Consider the following 19,148-nt stretch of genomic DNA (forward strand, 5'->3'; position numbering starts at 1 on the left):
GCCGATGTCGCAACGTGACGCCACCAAGAAGCCGGCCACCGGGAAACCGGCCCCCGGAGGCGGCGGCCCGCCCGCCGAGCCCGCCCGCACTGAGGCGGCGCACGCCGAGCCCGCCCGCACGGAGGCCGCCCGCACCGAGCCCGGCCACGCCGCACCCGACCGTAAAGCCGACCGCAAGGCCGACCGCAAGGGCGACCGGGGCAAGGGCGACCATGGCAAGACCGGCCGGGCCAAGGCGCGCCGCGTCAAGGCCCGCCGCGCCGCCCGCCGCGCCGCCACGACGCCCGGCCGCGCCGCCGGCGCCGTCGCCGGCCGGCTGCGCACCCCGCTCGCGGCGTTCCTCCGCCGGTTCGGCCTGCTCACCGCGCTCGTGCTGAGCGGCTTCCTCGGCGGCCTCGGCTACGCCCTGTTCGCGCCGACGACCTACACCGCCACCGCCTACGTCCTCGTCGTGGACGACGGCGACGGCGGACAGGGACCCGCCGCGGTCAGCTTCGCGCAGGCGTTCGGCCGGCTCGCGCCGCTGCCCGAGACCCTCACCTACTCCTCGATCCCGCTGCCGGACGGCGCGATGGCCGCCACCCGCGACCACATCCAGTCGTCCACCTCGCCCGACACACCGCTGATCAAGCTCGCGGGCAGCGCGGACACCCCGGCCGGCGCCGCCGCGTACGCCAACGCCGCCGCCGACGCCCTCGTCCGCTACGGCACCTCGCACCGCACCGACACCGGCGTCCGCGTCGCGCTGATGAGCATGGCCGCGACGCCGTCCGCGCCGTCGTCGCCGAACCTGCCGCTGGACGTCGCCGTCGGCACCGCGTCCGGCGTGCTGCTCGCCGGGCTCGGCGCCGCCGTGCTCAGCGGCCGGCGCGGCCGAGCCCACCAGCGGGGCCAGCACGACGCGTCCCGCCCGCCGCGCGGGGCCGTGCCGAACCCCGCCGCCGAACCCGTGGAGGTGCACCCGTGACACCGTCCAGCATGATCCGCCCGAGCCGGGCCGCCGCGCCCGCCGGGGCCTGGCAGGTGGAGGTGCGCCGCGACGAGGGCGCCCTCATCGAACTGGCCGGCGAGCTGCGCGACCTGTATGAGCGCAGCCCGGAGGCGACGCCGTTCCAGTCCCACGAATGGCTGAGCGCGTGGTGGGGCTGGTACGGCATCCGGGGACGGCTGCGGCTCGTCCTCGTCCGGTACCGGGGCCGCCTCGTCGCCGCCGCGCCGCTGATGACCGCGGGCCGCTGGGGCTTCCCCGTGCTGGTCCCGATCGCCGACGAGCAGAGCGACTTCACCGACTTCCTGCTCGACCCCGCGTACGCGGACGGCGCCGCCGAGCACCTCGCGCGCGCCCTGCACGGGATGCGCGGCCGCTGCGCGATCGACCTGCGCGAGGTGCGGCCCGGCTCCGCCGCCCACCAGGTGGTGCGGCGCTGGCCAGGCCGGACGTGGCCGATGCCCGCGTCGGTGTGCATGGAGCTGCCCTGCACCGACATCGCCGAGGTCATGGACCGGTTACCGCGCCGCAGCGCCGGGAAGATGCGCGCGAAGCTCCGCAGGATCGACGTGCGGGGCATCACCGTCGAGACCGTCCCGCCCGAGGAGGCGGCGGACGCGATCGCCGCGCTGCTGGACCTGCACGCCCGCCAGTGGCGGAACCGGCCGATGAACCCCGAGCACTCCCGCGAGCGGTTCCGGCGGCACCTGGCCGAGGCGGGCGCCGCGATGGTCCGCGAGGGCCGCGCCGCCGTGCTGCGGTACCGGTGGGACGGGCGGCTCGTCGCGAGCGACCTCGTCCTCATCGGGCACCGGTTCGTCGGCGCCTACCTGTACGGGGCGATCCCCGAGCTGCGCGACAGCGTCGACGTCACGCTGATGCTGCTGCGCGAGGACCTCGCGCTCGCGCGCGCCCGCGGCCGACAGGCCGTCAACCTGCTGCGCGGCGAGGAGCCCTACAAGCTGAAATGGCGGCCGCGGCGCGTCCAGAACCAGCGGATCGTCCTCGGACGGTCCTTCCCGGCCGCGGTGTTCGCGGGCCTGGCGCTGGTCCGCGCGGGCCTCGCCGCCCGCCGCCACCACCGTCCCGCGACGGTGCCGCTGCCCACCCCGCCCCGCGACGACGCACCGCCCGAGGCCGCCGCGCATGACGCGGCGCGCGAGGACGCGGCGGCCGGCGGTACGGGGCGCGAGGACGTGCCGCATCCGCGCGACGACGCGATGCCGGTACGCGGCGGCATGCGCGACGAGATGCCGGTACGCGACGCGGAGGCGGGCGCGCGGAAGGGCGGGCAGTCCGGGGATGGCTGACGCCGCCGAGCCGCTCCGCGTCCTGCACGTCAGCCAGCCGAACGGGGGCGGCGTCGCCGTCTACGTCGGCCAGGCGGTCGCCGACCAGCGGCGGCGCGGCTGGGACGTCGCCGTCGCCTGCCCGCCCGGCGGCGACCTGCCCGCCCGCTGCGCGGCGGCGGGCGTGCCGTGGTTCAACTGGGACGCCGGCCGCGCCCCCGGCCCGCGGACGCCGCTGGAGGCGCTGCGGCTGCGCCGCCTGATCAAGGGCTTCGAGCCCGACGTCGTCCACCTGCACTCCTCGAAGGCGGGCCTCGCCGGGCGGCTGCCGCGCCGCGCGGCCGGAGTGCCGACGATCTTCCAGCCGCACGGCTGGTCGTGGCTCGCCGCGACCGGACGGCAGGCCGCGGTCAGCCGGCTCTGGGAGCGGTACGCGGCCCGCCGCGCCGACGCGCTCGTCTGCGTCGGCGAGGGGGAGCTGCGGGCCGGGATGCGGGCCGGGATCCGCGGCCCGTTCCGGCTCGTCCGCAACGGGGTGGACCGGCGCCGGTTCGGGCCCGCCGACGCGCCCGCCCGGCTCGCCGCGCGGACCCGGCTGGGGCTGCCCGCCGCCGCGCCGCTCGCGGTGTGCGTCGGCCGGCTGACCCGGCAGAAGGCGCAGGACGTGCTGGTCGCGGCGTGGCCCGCGGTCGCGGCCCGGTGCCCGTCCGCGCTGCTCGCGATCGTCGGCGACGGCGAGGACCTGGACCTGCTCCGCCGCCGGCCGGCGCCGGGCGTCCGGTTCGTCCCGGCGGTAAGGGACCCGCGGGACTGGCTGGCCGCCGCGAACGTGGTCGTGCTGCCGTCGCGCTGGGAGGGGCTGCCGCTGACCGCGCTGGAGGCGCTCGCCACCGGCCGGTCCCTCGTCGGGACGGACATCCCCGGCATCGCGGAGGTGGTCCGTCCCGGGCTCGGCGCGCTGGTGCCGGTCGAGGACCCGGGCGCGCTCGCCGACGCGATGGCGGCGCGGCTGCTGTTCCCGGGGGTCGCCGAGCGGGAGGGCCGCGAGGCGGCCGTGGCCGCGGCGGCCTACGACATCGCCGAGACGGTCGCGCGCCTCGCCGCGGTCACCCGCGAGGTCGCGGGGCGCGGCCCGGTGCCGGACGGCGTGGCCCGCGAGCTCGCGGAGGCCGACGACCTCGGCGCGGACGTCCTCGCCGGTTCGGAGGTCCTCGCGATGTCGGGTGCGGGACGCGCCGGCGGCGGGTTCCCCGGCGGCGCGGGCGGGATGCTCGCCGGGGACGGGGCGGGCGCCCCGGACGGCGGCGCCCCGGACGCCGGCCCCGGATTCGCGCCTGAGGGCGGCCCCGGGTTCGTCCCTGAAGGCGGTCCCGGGTTGGCGCCCGACGGCGGCCCCGGGTTCGCGCCGGACGGAGGCCCCGGGTTCGCGCCTGAAGGCGGTCCCGGGTTCGTCCCGGACGGCGGCCCCGGGTTGGCGCCCGGCGGGGGAGCGGGCGCCGGAGCGGACGCCGCCGGTGACGCCGGTGCGGCCGGACCCGACGGCGGCGGGGCGATGGGCGGCGTCGCGACCTCGCCCGGTTCCGCGGGCGACGGCGCGGTCACGCCGCCGAACAGCTCCCGGTAGGACTGTGCCGACCGGGGGTTCGCGCCGCATTCCCACACGCCGTGCGGGCAGTAGTCCGTGATCGACTGGTAGACCACGTTATGCGACACGATCCAATCATGCATTCCCTGGATATATTCGGGGTTGTCGGAGTTGCGGAACAGGCCCCATTCCGGAAAGGAGATGGGCTTCCCGCGCGCGGCGGCGAAGTCCGCCTGCGCCTTCATCCCGTACGGCTCGTCGATGTAGTCCTGGAAGGACTCTCCGGGCGGCTGGTCATAGCTGTCGGAGCCGATGATGTCCACCACGTCGTCGCCCGGATAGCAGTCCGGCCACGGGATCGCGTCATGGCCGCGGGTCGGCGCGAAATCGAACCGGAAACGCGCCCCGGGGACCCCGCGCATCGCCGCGACGATGCGCCGCCAGTACGTCTTCCACGCGTCCGGGGCCGGCGCGCAGCGGCCGTCGTAGACGTCGCCGTTCATCTCCCAGCCGAGCACGATCACCGAGTCGCCCGCGTTCAGCGACACCAGGTGCCGCGCGAGGGCCTGGTAGTGCCCGTCGAACGCGCCCGACGCGCCGCCGCGCAGCAGCGACGCCACCACGACCGGCGGCAGCCCCGCCTCGTTCGGCGCCATCATCGGCACGTTGACGACCAGCATCCGGCGCGGGTCGGCCTCCCGCCAGCGCGTCCACGGCTGCAGGATCTGCGGCGGGCCCTCGACGTCCTCCCAGGAGTCGCCCGGCAGGTAGGTGCGCCCGACGGTGACCGTCGAGCCGAGCCAGCGCTGGAACCGCTCGACCCGGGCGACGCCCTCCGCACCCGATCCGAGAAACGCCCCCAACGGCACATAATTCGCCATTTTATGGGTGGCCTGCGGCTGGAACCAGGTGACCAGCGTGGACGCCGCGAGCGCGACCAGGGCGGCGGAGGCGAGCAATACCGGCGGGAACGGGAAGAACGCGGCGCGCCTTTTCCGCGGCGTTTCCTGCGGCCGCCGCCCGGTCGAATGGATATTCGCAGCTCGCATGCGTATCGTATGCCCTCTGGCGGCCGCAGCGAACGAATCGGCCAAGCGGCCGATCGCAAAATTTACCTTGAATGGGAAGGGCACGCCGTGCGCCAAGACCCGTCGCCGGAACGGGCCGGCTGATCCGGATGTTCCTCGACACTCTGCTCACGCCTTTCGGGCGGAAGCCCCGGGGGTCTGGAGGTCCGCCCCCAGAGGGGAGACCGCCTTTCGGGCGGAAGCCCGGCGGGCCGATCCCGGACGGGGGGCGGGCCGCGCCGCGGCCGCTCCTGGACCCCGGGCTGCCCGTCCTGCTGCTGCGCACCGACCACAACTACTTCCACCACGGAAGCCTCGGCGCGATCCGCTCCCTCGGCCGCGCCGGGGTGCCGGTGCACGCGATCCTGGAGGGCCGCGCCAGCCCGGCGTCCCGGTCCCGCTACCTGTACCGGGGGCACCCGTGGGCGCCGCCCGCCGAGCGTCCCGCCGAGCTGGCCGCCCACCTGCACCGGATCGCCGAGCGGATCGGCCGCCCGGCGCTGCTGCTGCCCGTCGACGACGCCGGCGCGCTGTTCGTCGCCGAGCACGCCGAGACGCTCGCGTCCGCGTTCGTCTTCCCGCGCCAGGACCGCGACGTCCCGCGCCGCGTCGCCGACAAGTCGCAGCTCATCGCCGCGCTGCGGGAGCACGGCGTGCCATGCCCGCAGAGCCGCACGCCGCGCAGCGCCGCCGACGTCGAGGACGCCGCCGCCGAGCTCGGCCTGCCGCTGATCGCCAAGTGGGCGCGGCCGTGGCGGCTGCCGCGGGGCATGCGCAGCACCACCGTCGCGCACACCCTCGACGAGGCGTACCGGCTGTTCGCGGCCGGGCTCCGGCGCGACCCGGACGGCGGCGCGGGCCCGCTGATCCTGCAGCGGCGCATCCCGCCGGACGGCGGCGACTGGTTCTTCCACGGCTACTTCGACGCGTCCCTGGACTGCCTGTTCGGCGCGACCGGCCGCAAGCACCTCGCGCACCCGCCGCAGGCCGGCCACACGATCGCCGGGGAGTGGACCCGCAACCCCGAGCTGGAGCGGCTCGCGGTGCGGACCGTCCGGACGCTGGGCTGCCGGGGGCTGGTCGACCTGGACTTCCGGTTCGACGCCGGGACCGGCGCCTACCACCTGCTCGACTTCAACCCGCGGCTCGGCGCGCAGTTCCGGCTGTTCACCGACCGGCGCGGGCTCGACCTCGTCCGCGTCCTGCACCTGGACCAGTCCGGGCGCGACGTCCCGCCGGCGCTGCCGGCGTTCGGCCGCCGGCTGCTGGTGGAGAACCAGTACCTGCGGCAGTCGCTCGGCCGGCCGCTGCTGCGCGCGGGGACCCTCCGCCCGCTGCGCGAGGCGGACGAGCTGGCCTGGTACGCCGGCGACGACCTGCCGCCGTTCCTGGCCATGGGCGGGCAGAGCGTGCTCCGCGCCGCTGGGGGCGCGCGGGGACGCACGCCACGCCCGGCCCGCCGCTGAGCCGGCCGGGCCGCACCATCGGCGCCGCCCGGGGACGCGGCGCCGCCACAAGCACCGACACACATCGGGGGAACGAGAAATGACCGACTCGGTCAGCGACGTCGTCATCGTCGGCGCCGGGCCCTACGGCCTGTCGACCGCCGCGCACCTGCAGAACCTCGGGCTCGACGTGCGGATCATCGGCACGCCGATGGAGTACTGGGCCACCAGCATGCCCGAGGGCATGCACCTGAAGTCCGAGCCGTTCGCCTCCAGCCTCGGGGCGCCGCAGGACGGGCTGCGCTTCACCGACCGCCACCCGGAGTGGCGGCTCGGGCAGCCGATCCCGCTGGACACCTTCGTCGCCTACGGCCGCTGGTTCGCCGAGCAGGCGGCCCCGGGCGTCGAGCCCGGCGAGGTGGTGAAGGTCGAGCGCGGCGGCCCGGCCGGGTACGAGGCCACCCTCGCCACCGGCGAGGTGATCGCGGCCCGCACCGTCGTGGTCGCGGTGGGCGTCGGCCCGTTCGCGCACATTCCCGAGGAGCTGGCGGGCATGCCGTCCTGGCTCGTCTCGCACAGCGGCGACCACCGCGACCTGAGCCTGTTCGCGGGCAAGGACGTCGCGGTCGTCGGGGCGGGGCAGTCGGCGCTGGAGACGGCGGTGCTGCTCGCGGACGCGGGCGCGCACCCGCACGTCATCGCGCGGCGCGGCGAACTCGACTGGAACACGGTGCCGAAGGAGCACCGCTCCCTCGGGGAGCGGCTGCGGGAGGGCCCGCGGTCCGGGCTCGGCACCGGATACCGGACGTGGGTGCTCGCGGAGCGGCCCGGCGTCGTCCGGTACCTGCCGGAGCGGACCCGGCTGCGGCTGGTCCGCGAGACGCTGCCGCCCGCCGGGTCGTGGTGGCTGCGGGACCGGCTGGACGAGCGGATCCGCGTGTCGACCGGCCGCCGGATCGTGAAGGCCGCCGAGCAGGACGACGTCCTGTCGATCACCACCGTCGACCGGACGGGGCGGCGCCTCGTCGTCGAGGCCGAGCACGTGATCGCCGCGACCGGGTTCGTGCCGCAGGTCGAGCGGCTGAAGCTGCTGTCGCCGGAACTGCGGGTGCGGGTGGACAGCCGGCTCGGCGCGCCGGTGCTCAGCGCGAGCTTCGAGTCGTCGATGCCGGGCCTGTACTTCGCGGGGCTGGCGGCGGCGCCGACGTTCGGGCCGGTGATGCGGTTCGTGCACGGCGCGGGCTTCGCGGCGCGCCGGATCGCCCGGCACATCGTCCATCGGACGCCTCCGGCGACCGCGGCGGCGCGGCGCCCCGCGCCGGCGCTGGAGGCGGACGCGCGGTAGCGGCCGAAGGGCACCGGGTGGAGGAATCTCTCCGGGAGGAGGATCCTCCACCGGACGGGACGACGCCGGCGGCGCGCCGGGGCGGGCGCGCCACCGGCGCCCGCTTGTCCGGGCCCGGACGGGCGGGCGCCGGGGTCAGCGCCAGAGCGGCCGGGCGCGGCGCCGGACCCGTTCGACCCGGGCGGTGGCGACGGCCCATTCGAGCCGCGAGCACAGCGTCCAGAACCGGGTCCACTCCGGTCGCGTACGGGTGAGGATCCGCTCCGGCCTGCGGAAACCGCGGGTGAGGCGGATGCCCTCGCGGCGGACGGAGTAGCGGACGGGGCGGGGGTCGCGGGGCGCGGCGGCGCGCGGGCGCGCCGGCCTGCGCGGCGACCAGGACCATGCGTTCGCGGGGGAGGGGGCGGGCATGCGGTCGGCTCCTCGGCTAGACGGCCACCTTGTCACCGAATGTAGCGCATCGGATACCGTCCGCCATGCTTCTCCCGGACATCGGGCCGAAAGCGGATGCCGGTGCCGCCCCGCGCCGCCCGGGGAACGAGTCCCGGTAAAGCGGACGAATTCCAGCTAAAAGCCTTTCTGGGTGACCGCCGAAAAGGCGTCCGGGAAAAGCGGAATCCATGGCCGGGTAAACGATGGCAAAGACGCGCCGACCTGCCCGATAACACATCGGTGAATGCGCCCGGCACGGTGCTACGGTCATGCCGACCGGCCCGGAACCGGACATCGAACGACGGCCCGACCAGGCCCGACGCGAGGAGTTTCCGCAGTGCGACGCCAACCGATCCGCCACGGGGCGAGCAGCCCCGAGGTGCGTCGGCGCGCGCTCGGAACCGCGCTGGCGCGCGTCGCCGTCATCGCCGGATTCGCGTTCGCCGGATGGATCGCGCTCAGTTCCCTGAACCAGTCCGCGTACGCCGCGCAGAACGGCGCCGCCGACACCGGAACCGCGGGCAACGGAGCCGCCGGTACCGGTACCGCGGGCAACGGATCCGCGGGCGGGGGAGCGGATCGGGCCGCCGGATGGAATCCCGTGCGGGACGCGGCGGACGACTCCGCCGGGCTCGCCGGGCTCTCCACGCTCCGCCACTTCCGGTTCGAGGGCGGCCGCCCGACGGCCGGGACGCCCGGCGCCGTCGCCGGCGACGTCCGCGACGCCGGCCGGCGGCCCGTCGCCTACCTGGGCGAGCGCGGCCGGGACGCCGCCGCCGACGGCGGCCACGTGGTCCGCGAGGTCGGCGGCACCGTCGGCCGCACCGTGACCCGGACCGCCGACGCGGCCGGGGTGGCGGACCTGCGGCTCCCCGGCGTCCGGACGGGCGGCGGCGTCGGCCGGCTCGTGCACGGCATGACCGGCCCGCGCACCGCGGCGCACGGCGCGCCGCGCCCCGCCGCGGACGCCTCGTCCCGTCATGACGGCGCCGCGCACGCGAAGGCGCACGGCGCCGCCCACGCGCACGTCGCGGCGGCGCACGCGAAGGCGAGCCACGCGGCCGCCAAGGCGCCGTCCGGCGCGCACCGCTCCGGCGGCCGCTGCCGGATGTGCGGGGACGGGCACCGCGTGCCCGGCGCCCCGGGCGTGCCGTCCGAGCAGGACGGCAACTCGCGCAGCGGCCCGCCGTCCGGCGGGCACCCGTTCGGGCCCGTCGCCGACCTCGGCGCCGCCCAGTACCCGCGGGCGCCGCGCGCCGTCGACCCCGGCGCCTTCCACCGCACCGCGCTGACCGACAAGGCTGCCCCGGGCCGTCCCTCGGTCGTCCCCGACTAGCACCCCGCCACCGGGCACCGCGCGATCCCGCGCGTCCCGTGCCGGAAGCCGCCCTGCCCCGCCCGCGGGACTCCCGCGCCGCGCCGGACGGCCGCTTCCCGCCCCGTCCCCCGCTTCCACACCGATCTTTTCTCCGAACGGCACGGTCCTGGCCAGGCCGCTGCCCGCTGCGCTCACCCGGACGGTGCACGCAGTGATCATCACCGATTCACCGATTCACCGAAAGAAGGAGCAACACCATGCGCATCTGGGCAAGGAACACCGGCCGCGCCGCTCTCGTCGCGGCGGGCTGCGTCGCCATGGGGGCGTCCGGACTCGGCGTCCCCGCCTCGGCGGACAACCGCACCAGCGGCGACCTGTCCATCCTGGGCGGGAACCAGGTCGTCGTGCCGATCTCGATCCCGATCGAGGTCAGCGGCAACGCCATCGGCGCCGCCGCCGGCATCGCCCAGGCCGGCTCCAAGGGCGGCGCCTCCGTCGAGCGGCACGGCCGCGACGGCGGCGACATGCACACCTCGGGCAACCTGTCGATCGGCGGCGGCAACCAGATCGTCGCGCCGATCTCGATCCCGATCGACGTCTGCGGCAACGCCATCGGCGCCATCGTCGGCATCGCGCGGGCCGGCTGCGAGGGCGGCGCCACGGTCAAGCAGAAGGGCGGGCACGGCGGCCACGGCGGCTGGCGGGCGGGACGCGAGGCGACCGCGCCCGGCGAGCGCCAGGCGTCCGCCGCCAACGGCGCCGCGGGCACGCCCGCGGGCATGCCCGCGCAGGCTCCCGCGGAGACTCCCGCGGACGCCCCCGCGCAGGCACCGGCTGCCGCGGGCAACGGCCGCATGGGCGGCTGGGACGGCGGCTGGGGCGGCGGCCACGGGCACGGGCACGGCATGCAGACGTCCGGGAACCTGTCCATCCTGGGCGGCAACCAGGTGTACGCGCCGATCTCCGTGCCGGTGAACGTGTGCGGCAACGCGATCTCCCTCATCGCGGGGATCACCCAGGCCGGCTGCAAGGGCGGCGCCTCCGTCGAGCGCAAGGGGGACGACGGCCCGGACATGAAGACGTCCGGGAACCTGTCCATCCTCGGCGGCAACCAGGTGTACGCGCCGATCTCCGCGCCCGTGAACGTCTGCGGCAACGCGATCGGCGCGATCCTCGGCATCGCGCAGGCCGGCTGCAAGGGCGGGGCGTCCGTCACGACCGGCGGCAAGCACCACAAGCGGCCGCCGATCAAGCACTTCCCGAAGAAGCCGCACCACAAGAAGCCGCACCACAAGCCCTACAAGCCGGCCAAGCACCGTCCGGCGGCCGGGCACCACAAGCTGCCGTCGACCCTGCGCGGGACGAGCGAGCGCATCGCGATGGGCCCGAACTACCGCAGCGCCGACGGCATGCCCGCCGTGCAGGAGCTGCTGGGCAAGGTCACCCGGATCGCCAGGCCGGTCGCGAACGTGACGCCCGGCCAGGTCGGCACGCAGCTGCCGCAGGGCAACGAGGCGCCGGTCAAGCTCGGCACCCCGCTGACCAAGTGAGTCACGGCCGGCCCGGATGACGATCCGCGCGGCCGGCCGAGCCGATGGCGAGGGGGCGGCAGACGTGCCGCCCCCTCCCCGCGTCCGGGCGGCGCGGCCCTCCCGTGCGGGCCGCGCCGCCCGGCCTCTGATCGCTGGAAGACGGACGGATGCAGGAGACGAGGACAGTGAACGAAGGGACAGCGAACCACGGAAGGCGGGACGGCCGGGCCCGGGGCGGGACGGCGTTACGCCCACTCGCCCGGACACGGCCCGCGGTGGCGCTCCTCGCCGCCGGGTGCATGGCGGCCGCCGGATGCCTGGTGGCCGCGGGGATTCCGGCGGCGCACGCCGCGCCGTCCGGGGCCTCGGCGGCGGGGTCCGCGCAGACCGCCGGGCATGCCGCCCGGCACGCCGCCCGGCCGCGGATCGGGAAGGTGATCGCCACCATCACGATCAAGCGGATCCACCTCAAGATCAAGGTGCGCGAGGGCGTCTCGGAGCGCATGCTCAGCAAGGGCGTCGGCCATTATCCGCGGACGGCCCTGCCGGGGACGGTCGGCAACGCCGTCCTGCTGGGGCACCGCACCACCTGGCTGCACCCGTTCGGCCGGCTGGACCAGCTGCGGCGCGGCGACCGGATCGTCCTGAAGGCGCACCACAAGACCTACGTCTACCGGGTGCGCGGCAGGCACATCATCAAGCCGACCGACCGGCGCGCCCTCGAACCCGTGCCGTTCAAGCCCGGAAAGGCCCCGGACGGCGCGTACGTCACGCTCATCAGCTGCACCCCGAAGGGCTCGGACCGACACCGCATCGTCGTCGTCGGGAAGATGCGGAAATGAACCCGGCGGCGGATCCCGGTCAGGCGGACGACGAGCGGGCCCCGTACAGCGCGATGAGCCCGGCGTAGTCGCCCTTCCCGAGGGTGGCCGGGTCGTCGTCGCAGGCCGCGACGGTCGGCGCCATCGTCAGCCCGGAGTGCTGCGACCCCTCCACATGCCCGAGGCCGAGCATGTGGCCCGTCTCGTGCGTCGTGACGGCCGCGGCGTCGTAGCTGCCCGCCGGGCAGGACGAGCCGTCCTGCGGGCCCGGCCACCACTTCTTCCCCTGCGTCTGCAGCGCGGTGTCGCTCTCGATCGTCGTCGCGCCCCGGAACCAGGTGCAGGTCGCCGCGAGGACGTCGGCCTCCGCGCCCGGCATCGACTCCCAGCCGGACACGTTCGTCCCGTCGCGGTCGCCGCAGACGCCGCCCGAGGTCAGCTTCGGCGCCGTCGTCGTCTGGCCCGCGTACTTCTCCGAGACGTCCGGCAGCGGCGCGAACGCGTGCGCCGCGTTGCAGTCGGTCCTGGCGTTGAACATGTTGGAGACCCCGGTGGACACGCCCGACATCGGCAGCCCCGCCGTCCCCGGGTAGTAGTGCCACTCGATCGTGGAGCCCTTCGGCCACTTGCTCGGTTCCTGCTGGTAGGCGTCGTCCTGGCAGGCGTCCATCGGCGCGCGGAACTCGCGCGGCCGGCCCTGCGGCACCCGCGTCCCGGTGCTGGTGAGGGTGATCTCGCCCTTCGCCTCGTCCACCTCGACGCGCAGCTCGGACGCGCCGTCGGTGCGCAGCGAGTGCGCGGTCACCGAGGTGCCGTCGGACGGGACCGTCGCGGCCAGCCCGTTCTCGCCGCGCACCACCCGGCCGCGCAGGTCGCACTCGGAGAGCCTGATCTTCTGCGGCATCGCGCGCGCGGTGAGCGCCCCGTCCGGCTTGCACCAGCCCGGCGGGCGCGCGGGCGCCTCGCCGGCCCGCGCGGCGGCGGCCCCCGCGGTGATCGCGCCACCGGTGACCGTGCAGGACAGGGCCGTTGCGGCGGCGGCGCACCAGGCGCCGGTGCGCCGCCCGCGTCCGGCGGGCGAGACGTCGTCCATGCCATTTCTCCGATGTGTCGGTGCGGCTGTGTCGGTACAGCCCTTCGCGCTCCAGCCGTCAGTCTTTCGCGGCGCCGGAAAAGGCAAACCGGCGCAGCCTAAAATGATCACCACGTTGCGAATATCGCCATTGCCAAATAGGCGGCCATCTGCGCATCTTCCGGAAAATGGCGGCCGGGCGGGCGGGGGCCGTCCGGTCAGTGCCGGGCAAATCGCCGTCCATAGTTGGGTAAACGCGTTTACCGGTGCGCGGTCCGGAAAAATCAGGAGGTAATCAGGCAACTCGGGGGTGTTCAAGGTGCAGACGCAGACACAGGTGCGGGAACTCATGGGCATGAGCGTGACCGACACCCACGGCGCCAAGGTCGGCACCGTCAAGCAGGTCTACCTCAACGACGACTCCGGCGCGCCCGAATGGGTGACGGTGCACACCGGATGGTTCGGGATGCGGGAGAGCTTCGTCCCGCTGTCCGGCGCCCGCAAGGCGCAGGACATGCTGCAGGTCCCCTACGACAAGGAGACGATCAAGGGCGCGCCCAACGTGGACGCCGACGAGCACCTCTCGCACGCCCAGATCGTCGACCTGTACCGGCACTACGGCGTGCGCCCGCCGAGCGGCCGCCGCACGGAGGGCGGCGAGGGCACGGCCGAGGGGGCCGCCGAGGGCGACAAGGGCCGCGGCACCGGCATGGGGACGTCCGGTGACCAGCGGATGGCCGGCGACAAGGGCGTGGCCGGCGAGAAGGGCATGGCCGGCGAGAAGGGCATGGCCGGTGGCAAGGGCATGGCCGGGGAACGGGCCGCGTCCGACCAGGGCACGACCGGCGCGCAGGGCAGGGCGCCGTCCGGCATGGCCGGAACGTCCGGAACCGCCGGTACCACCGGGACTGCCGGGATGGCCGTCCACCCCGAGCGGGACAAGCGCGGCGAGCCGCTGCCCGCGCAGCCCGGCGCCCCGATGACCGAGATCACCCGGTCCGAGGAGCGGCTGCGCATCGAGACCGAGCGCCACGAGTCCGGCCGCGTGCACGTGCGCAAGTGGGTGGAGACGGAGATGGTCGAGCGGACCGTCCCGGTCACCCACGAGGAGATCAAGATCGACCGGGAGCCGATCACGGACGGGCGGCCCGGCGTCCAGGTCACCATCACCGAGGACGACCAGGAGATCATCCTCTACGAGGAGCGCCCGGTGGTGGCCAAGGAGACCGTCCCGGTGGAGCGCGTCCGGATCCGCACCGAGCAGGTCCAGGACGAGCAGACCGTCCGCGGCGAGCTGCGCAGGGAGCGCGTCGAGGTCACCCGCGACGACGGCACGCACGCCGAGCACGGCGAGGGCGGCGGCCGCGGCGAGGGCGGCGGACGCCACCGCGGCTGACCCCGCCGAGCCCCCCACCCCGGCACCGCTCCGGTATCGCCGGCGCACCTTCCGAGACACCGGATCGCGCGCGCCCGGCCGGCCCTTCCACCCGCAGGCCGGCCGGGCGCCCCGCCGCGCGCACCACGCGGCCCGCCGCGCGCACCGCGCGCCCCGCCGCGCGGCCCCGGCCGTGCGGCGCGCCGCCGTCCGGAACGCCGGTGGGCGTACGATTTCGGACATGTCCACCGTCGCGCTCGCCGTCAGCGAAGGGATCACCCTGTTCGAGGTCGCCGCGCCCTGCGAGGTGTTCGGCGTCGACCGCGGCCTCGCCGACCCCTGGTACGACCTCACCGTCTGCGCCCCCGCGTCCGTCCGGCTCGGCGGCTGGTTCCAGGTGGACGCCCCGCGCGGGCTCGACGCCCTGACCGCCGCCGGCACCGTGATCGTCCCGGCCTGCCGGAACGTCCTGGAGGAGCCGCCCGCCGACCTCGTCGCCGCGGTCCGCGCCGCGCACGACGCGGGCGCGCGGGTGGTGTCGATCTGCACCGGCGCGTTCGTGCTGGCCGCCGCCGGGCTGCTGGACGGGCGCCGCGCCACCACCCACTGGATGCACGCGGCGCGCCTCGCCGAGCTGTACCCGCGCGTCGAGGTCGACCCCGGCGTCCTCTACATCGACGACGGGTCCGTCATGACGTCGGCGGGCAAGGCCGCCGGCATGGACCTGTGCCTGCACATCGTCCGCCTCGACCACGGCGCGGCCGTCGCGAACGACCTGGCGCGGCGGCTCGTCGTCCCGCCGCACCGGCCCGGCGGGCAGGCCCAGTACATCCCCGCCCCGGTCGAGCCCGGCCGCGAGCACGCGCTCGCCGGGCTGCTCCCGTGGGCGCTCGCCCGCCTGCACGAGCCGCTCACCGTCGAGGACCTCGCCCGCCGCGCCGGGATGAGCTCCCGCAACCTCGCGCGGCACTTCCACGCGGTCGCCGGGACGACGCCGCTGCAGTGGCTGCACGCCCAGCGCGTCCACCGCGCGCAGGAGCTGCTGGAGACCAGCGACGACGGCATCGACCTGATCGCCGACCGGACCGGGATGGGCACCGCCGCCACGCTCCGCCGCCACTTCCAGCGCGCCCTGGGCGTCTCGCCGGACGCCTACCGCCGGACGTTCCGCGCTTCGGCCATCCCCGGCTGACCGTCCGGCCGCTCCGGGGCGGCGGCGCGGAGTTCCGTGACGCGGGGCCGTGCGGCGCGGGCCACGGCACCGAGGGTCAGGACGGCGAGGCCCGTCACGACCAGCAGGAGGACGGGCGGCGAGGCGAGCCGTCCGGCCGCCGCCAGCGGGAACGGCACCGCGAAACCGAGGTAGGAGACGGCCTGGTAGGCCGACGTCAGCGCGGCGAGACGCTCCGGGCGGGCGAGCCGCTGCACCTCCTGCAGCCCGCACACCTGGCAGCACCCGTACGCAGCGCCGAGCACCAGCGCCGCCACGACCACCAGCGCCGGGCTCGACGCCGCCGCGGCGCCCGTCGCCACGAGCATCCCCGCCGCGGCCGTCAGCGTCGTGACGGCCGCGCCGAACACGAGCGCGTGCCCGCCGAGACGGTCCACGACCAGCGCCGGAAGGTAGGCGAGCGCGACCGACGCCGACCCGAACACCCACGGCGCGAGCGGCACGACGACCGTCCGGAACCGGTGCCCGCGCGCCTCGGGGACGCGCAGCGCGTCCCGCAGCCGGCCCGGCGCGCCGGCCCGGCGGCCCGTCTCCGGGGCGCGGGCGGCGAGCGGCAGCGCGGCGCAGGCGAGGAGCAGGTGCGGGACGTACGGCACCGCGGCCGGGGCCGGCGCCCACTGCGCGAGGACCCCCGCGACCAGCGGCCCGAGCCCGAACCCGACGCTCATCGCGATCGTCAGGCGGCGCGGCCCCGACCCCGCCGCGGCCGCCGACAGCTCCTTGATCCAGGCCGAGCCGGCGCTGAACGCCGCGCCGCTCGCGACGCCCGCGACGAGCCGTCCCGCGAACAGCCATCCGGGGCCCGTCCCGCCGAGGATCAGCAGGACCGTCCCGGCGGCGGACGCGGCGATCGCCGGGACGAGCACCCGGCGGCGGCCGAGCCGGTCCGAGACCGGGCCGCCGAGCAGCAGCCCGGGGACGAGCCCGAGCACGTACATGCCGAACGTGGCCTGCACGGTCGTCGCGGAGAGGCCGAGCCTGTCGCGGTACAGCGGCAGGAGCGGCGCGAACTGCTGCGCTCCCCACCCCACCGTCGCGACGGCGAGCCCGGCCCTCCACCAGGACCGGCCGCCGATGCCGAAGTCGTTCATGGTGCGGTCGTTCATGGCGCCATGCTGCGCGGCGGAGCGCTCCCGTACGAGCGGCTGGAACGACAAGGTGCGCGCAGTTTCGGACGCGGTGCCGGACGGCCCGGGCGCGGAGATCCGGACGGGGCGGGCGCGGAGATCCGGACGGGGCGGACCCGCGTGCGCGCCGCGGTGAGCTCCGGGGCGGCCGCGGCCGGGTGTGGCCACCGTGGCGGGACGGGCGGCCGGGCCGGGGCGCGGCGGGCAACGCCGGAGGCGGGCCCGGCGCTCGTCGCCCGACCCGTCCGACCGGCTTAATTCGCCCCATGATTTAAATAGTGAATTTAGTCGCCGTCAAGACCCCGATCCCATGCTTCGACCAAGATCATCTAGAGGGGGCCGGGAACGCTTGACAGGTGATCAAGGTCGGGAGAGGTTCCTGATGACGCTGAACCCGCCGCAGGGGTCATGGCCGTCCGGGCCGCCGTGACCCCGTCCGCGCACCCGCGGACACGGGCGGGCGCGCGGCCCCGCCCGGGCCGCGCGGCGCCGTCGCCGTCACGACCCAGGAGGGACCTTGCGACACCCCCACACCCGAACGTCCGCCCGGATCAGGCGTTCGCTGACCGCCCTCGCGGTCGCCGCCGCCGCCGTCCCCGCGGCGAGCGGCCCCGCCCTCGCGGACGCGCCCGCCTCCGCGGCCTACCTGAACCCGCGGCTCCCCGTCGCCCAGCGCGTCACCGACCTGCTCGGCCGGATGACGCTCGAAGAGAAGATCGGCCAGATGACGCAGGCCGAACGCGGCGCCATCGACTCCGACCCGAGCCAGATCACCTCGCTCGCGCTCGGGTCCGTGCTGTCCGGCGGCGGGTCCGTGCCGGCCGACAACACCCCGTCCGGGTGGGCCGACATGGTCGACCGGTACCAGTCCGCCGCGCTCAAGACCCGGCTGAAGATCCCGCTGCTGTACGGGATCGACTCCGTCCACGGCGACAACAACCTCGTCGGCGCCACCGTCTTCCCGCACAACAACGCGATGGGCGCGACCCGCGACCCCGCGCTCGTCCGCGAGGAAGAACGGATCACCGCCACCGAGACGCGCGCGACCGGCCCGCAGTGGGTGTTCGCCCCCTGCATCTGCGTCTCCCGCGACCTGCGCTGGGGACGCACCTACGAGTCCTTCAGCGAGGACCCCGCGCTCGTCATCCAGATGGAGACCGCACTCGAAGGATTCCAGGGCCGGAACACCAAGGACCTCGCCGACCCCGCGCACGTCCTCGCCACCGCCAAGCACTACGCGGGCGACGGCGACACCAAGTACGGGTCGTCCACCAGCGGCACCTACACCATCGACCAGGGCGTCACCGTCACCGACCGCGCCCACTTCAACGCGATCGACCTCGCGCCGTACATCCCCGCCGTGCGCAAGTACCACGTCGGCAGCATCATGCCGTCGTTCTCCAGCGTCGACTGGACGGAGGACGGCGTCGGCAACCCCGTCAAGATGAGCGCCAGCAAGGAGCTGCTCACCGACGTCCTCAAGAAGAAGATCGGGTTCGACGGGTTCCTCATCAGCGACTGGGAGGCCATCCACCAGCTCCCCGGTGACTACGCCACCCAGGTCCGGACGGCCGTCAACGCCGGCATGGACATGTTCATGGAGCCCTACAGCGCGCCCCAGTTCGAGCAGACCCTCCTCGCCGAGGTGAAGGCCGGACGCGTCGCCACGTCCCGCATCGACGACGCCGTCCGCCGCATCCTCAAGGCCAAGTTCGAACTCGGCCTCTTCGAGCACCCGTACACCGACCGCACCAACATCAAGACGGTCGGCTCGCCCGCGCACCGCGCCGTCGCCCGCCGCGCCGTCGCCGAATCGCAGGTGCTGCTGAAGAACTCCGGCCGCACGCTGCCGCTGAAGAAGTCGCAGCACATCTACGTCGCCGGCGTCAACGCCAACGACATGGGCAACCAGGCCGGCGGCTGGACCGTCACCTGGCAGGGCGCCTCCGGGAACACCATCCCCGGGACCACGATCCTGCAGGGCATTCAGCAGAACGCCAAGAACGTCACCTACAGCGCCGACGCCTCCGCGCCCACGGCCGGAAGCGACGTCGGAGTCGTCGTCGTCGGCGAGACGCCCTACGCCGAAGGCGTCGGCGACGTCGGCAACGGGCACACCCTCAACCTGTCCGACGCCGACAAGGCCAACATCGAAAAGGTCTGCTCCGCCATCGAGAAGTGCGTCGTGCTGGACGTCGCGGGGCGGCCGCAGATCGTCACCGACGAACTGCCGAAGATGGACGCGTTCGTGATGTCGTGGCTGCCCGGCAGCGAGGGCGCCGGCGTCTCCGACACCCTCTTCGGGAACCGTCCCTACACCGGGCGGCTGTCGTACACGTGGCCGCGCAGCGAGTCGCAGGAGCCGATCAACATCGGCGACAAGAACTACGACCCGCTGTTCCCGTACGGGTACGGGCTCCGCACCCACCGCTGAGCCGACCTCGCCTTCCGGCGCCGTGGCGGACCTTCGCCCCGGGTCACCGCTGACGGGAACGCCCTGGACAACGGGCTGCTGCGCGCC

General features: G+C 75.5%; 14 protein-coding genes and 1 pseudogene. 11 read left to right on the forward strand and 4 right to left on the reverse strand.

Annotated elements, in window-relative coordinates; genetic code table 11:
- Positions 1-4 precede the first annotated feature (4 nt).
- The 3 genes from AB0C78_RS07795 to AB0C78_RS07805 are packed head-to-tail and all read left to right on the forward strand — an operon-like array spanning position 5 to position 3,901.
- Entirely contained in the window at positions 5-967 is a 963-nt protein-coding gene (locus AB0C78_RS07795; protein ID WP_360743317.1) for a hypothetical protein, read from the forward strand.
- Positions 964-2,298 (forward strand): GNAT family N-acetyltransferase, encoded by a 1,335-nt coding sequence (locus AB0C78_RS07800; RefSeq protein ID WP_360743320.1) that lies wholly within the window; start codon positions 964-966, stop codon positions 2,296-2,298. Before AB0C78_RS07795 ends, AB0C78_RS07800 begins: the two co-directional genes overlap by 4 nt.
- Positions 2,291-3,901, forward strand: coding sequence for a glycosyltransferase (locus AB0C78_RS07805; RefSeq protein ID WP_360743322.1), 1,611 nt, complete (start codon positions 2,291-2,293; stop codon positions 3,899-3,901). Before AB0C78_RS07800 ends, AB0C78_RS07805 begins: the two co-directional genes overlap by 8 nt.
- 182 nt (positions 3,902-4,083) lie before the next feature.
- Here AB0C78_RS07805 and AB0C78_RS07810 read toward each other — a convergent pair.
- A pseudogene (locus AB0C78_RS07810) lies at positions 4,084-4,911 on the reverse strand (glycosyl hydrolase); the annotation flags it as partial.
- 128 nt (positions 4,912-5,039) lie between these two features.
- Between AB0C78_RS07810 and AB0C78_RS07815 the strand changes: the two are divergent.
- Positions 5,040-6,395 carry an ATP-grasp domain-containing protein gene (locus AB0C78_RS07815; protein ID WP_360743325.1) on the forward strand — a complete coding sequence of 452 codons (1,356 nt, stop codon included), beginning with the start codon at positions 5,040-5,042 and terminating at the stop codon, positions 6,393-6,395.
- Between the two features lie 79 nt (positions 6,396-6,474).
- On the forward strand, positions 6,475-7,719 hold the full coding sequence (locus AB0C78_RS07820) for an FAD-dependent oxidoreductase (protein WP_360743328.1): 1,245 nt from the start codon (positions 6,475-6,477) through the stop codon (positions 7,717-7,719).
- Between the two features lie 135 nt (positions 7,720-7,854).
- On the opposite strand, the gene AB0C78_RS07825 is transcribed toward AB0C78_RS07820, so the two are convergent.
- Positions 7,855-8,130: a hypothetical protein gene (locus AB0C78_RS07825; RefSeq protein WP_151546674.1), complete on the reverse strand. Its 276-nt coding sequence runs from the start codon at positions 8,128-8,130 to the stop codon at positions 7,855-7,857.
- Positions 8,131-8,488: 358 nt separating this feature from the next.
- On the opposite strand from AB0C78_RS07825, the gene AB0C78_RS07830 reads away from it, so the two are divergent.
- The 3 genes from AB0C78_RS07830 (at position 8,489) to AB0C78_RS07840 (ending at position 11,843) form a co-directional block, all read left to right on the forward strand.
- Positions 8,489-9,487, forward strand: coding sequence for a hypothetical protein (locus AB0C78_RS07830; protein WP_360743331.1), 999 nt, complete (start codon positions 8,489-8,491; stop codon positions 9,485-9,487).
- Positions 9,488-9,726: 239 nt separating this feature from the next.
- Positions 9,727-11,019, forward strand: coding sequence for a chaplin family protein (locus AB0C78_RS07835; RefSeq protein WP_360743334.1), 1,293 nt, complete (start codon positions 9,727-9,729; stop codon positions 11,017-11,019).
- Positions 11,020-11,276: 257 nt separating this feature from the next.
- Positions 11,277-11,843, forward strand: coding sequence for a class E sortase (locus tag AB0C78_RS07840; RefSeq protein ID WP_360743337.1), 567 nt, complete (start codon positions 11,277-11,279; stop codon positions 11,841-11,843).
- 19 nt (positions 11,844-11,862) lie between these two features.
- On the opposite strand, the gene AB0C78_RS07845 is transcribed toward AB0C78_RS07840, so the two are convergent.
- Positions 11,863-12,915 carry a matrixin family metalloprotease gene (locus AB0C78_RS07845; protein WP_360743340.1) on the reverse strand — a complete coding sequence of 351 codons (1,053 nt, stop codon included), beginning with the start codon at positions 12,913-12,915 and terminating at the stop codon, positions 11,863-11,865.
- A gap of 298 nt (positions 12,916-13,213) precedes the next feature.
- On the opposite strand from AB0C78_RS07845, the gene AB0C78_RS07850 reads away from it, so the two are divergent.
- Together AB0C78_RS07850 and AB0C78_RS07855 are read left to right on the forward strand one after the other, a co-directional pair.
- A complete protein-coding gene (locus tag AB0C78_RS07850; protein ID WP_360743343.1) occupies positions 13,214-14,290 on the forward strand; it encodes a PRC and DUF2382 domain-containing protein in 1,077 nt (358 codons plus the stop codon).
- 220 nt (positions 14,291-14,510) lie between these two features.
- Positions 14,511-15,461: a helix-turn-helix domain-containing protein gene (locus tag AB0C78_RS07855; RefSeq protein ID WP_360743346.1), complete on the forward strand. Its 951-nt coding sequence runs from the start codon at positions 14,511-14,513 to the stop codon at positions 15,459-15,461.
- Here the strand turns inward: AB0C78_RS07855 and AB0C78_RS07860 are convergent.
- Positions 15,422-16,606, reverse strand: coding sequence for an MFS transporter (locus AB0C78_RS07860; RefSeq protein ID WP_360743349.1), 1,185 nt, complete (start codon positions 16,604-16,606; stop codon positions 15,422-15,424). The genes AB0C78_RS07855 and AB0C78_RS07860 overlap by 40 nt on opposite strands.
- A gap of 538 nt (positions 16,607-17,144) precedes the next feature.
- On the opposite strand from AB0C78_RS07860, the gene AB0C78_RS07865 reads away from it, so the two are divergent.
- Positions 17,145-19,061 carry a glycoside hydrolase family 3 protein gene (locus tag AB0C78_RS07865; RefSeq protein ID WP_360743352.1) on the forward strand — a complete coding sequence of 639 codons (1,917 nt, stop codon included), beginning with the start codon at positions 17,145-17,147 and terminating at the stop codon, positions 19,059-19,061.
- Positions 19,062-19,148: the final 87 nt, after the last annotated feature.

This window comes from Actinomadura sp. NPDC048394 (assembly GCF_040651755.1).
Classification (GTDB): domain Bacteria; phylum Actinomycetota; class Actinomycetes; order Streptosporangiales; family Streptosporangiaceae; genus Spirillospora; species Spirillospora montaniterrae.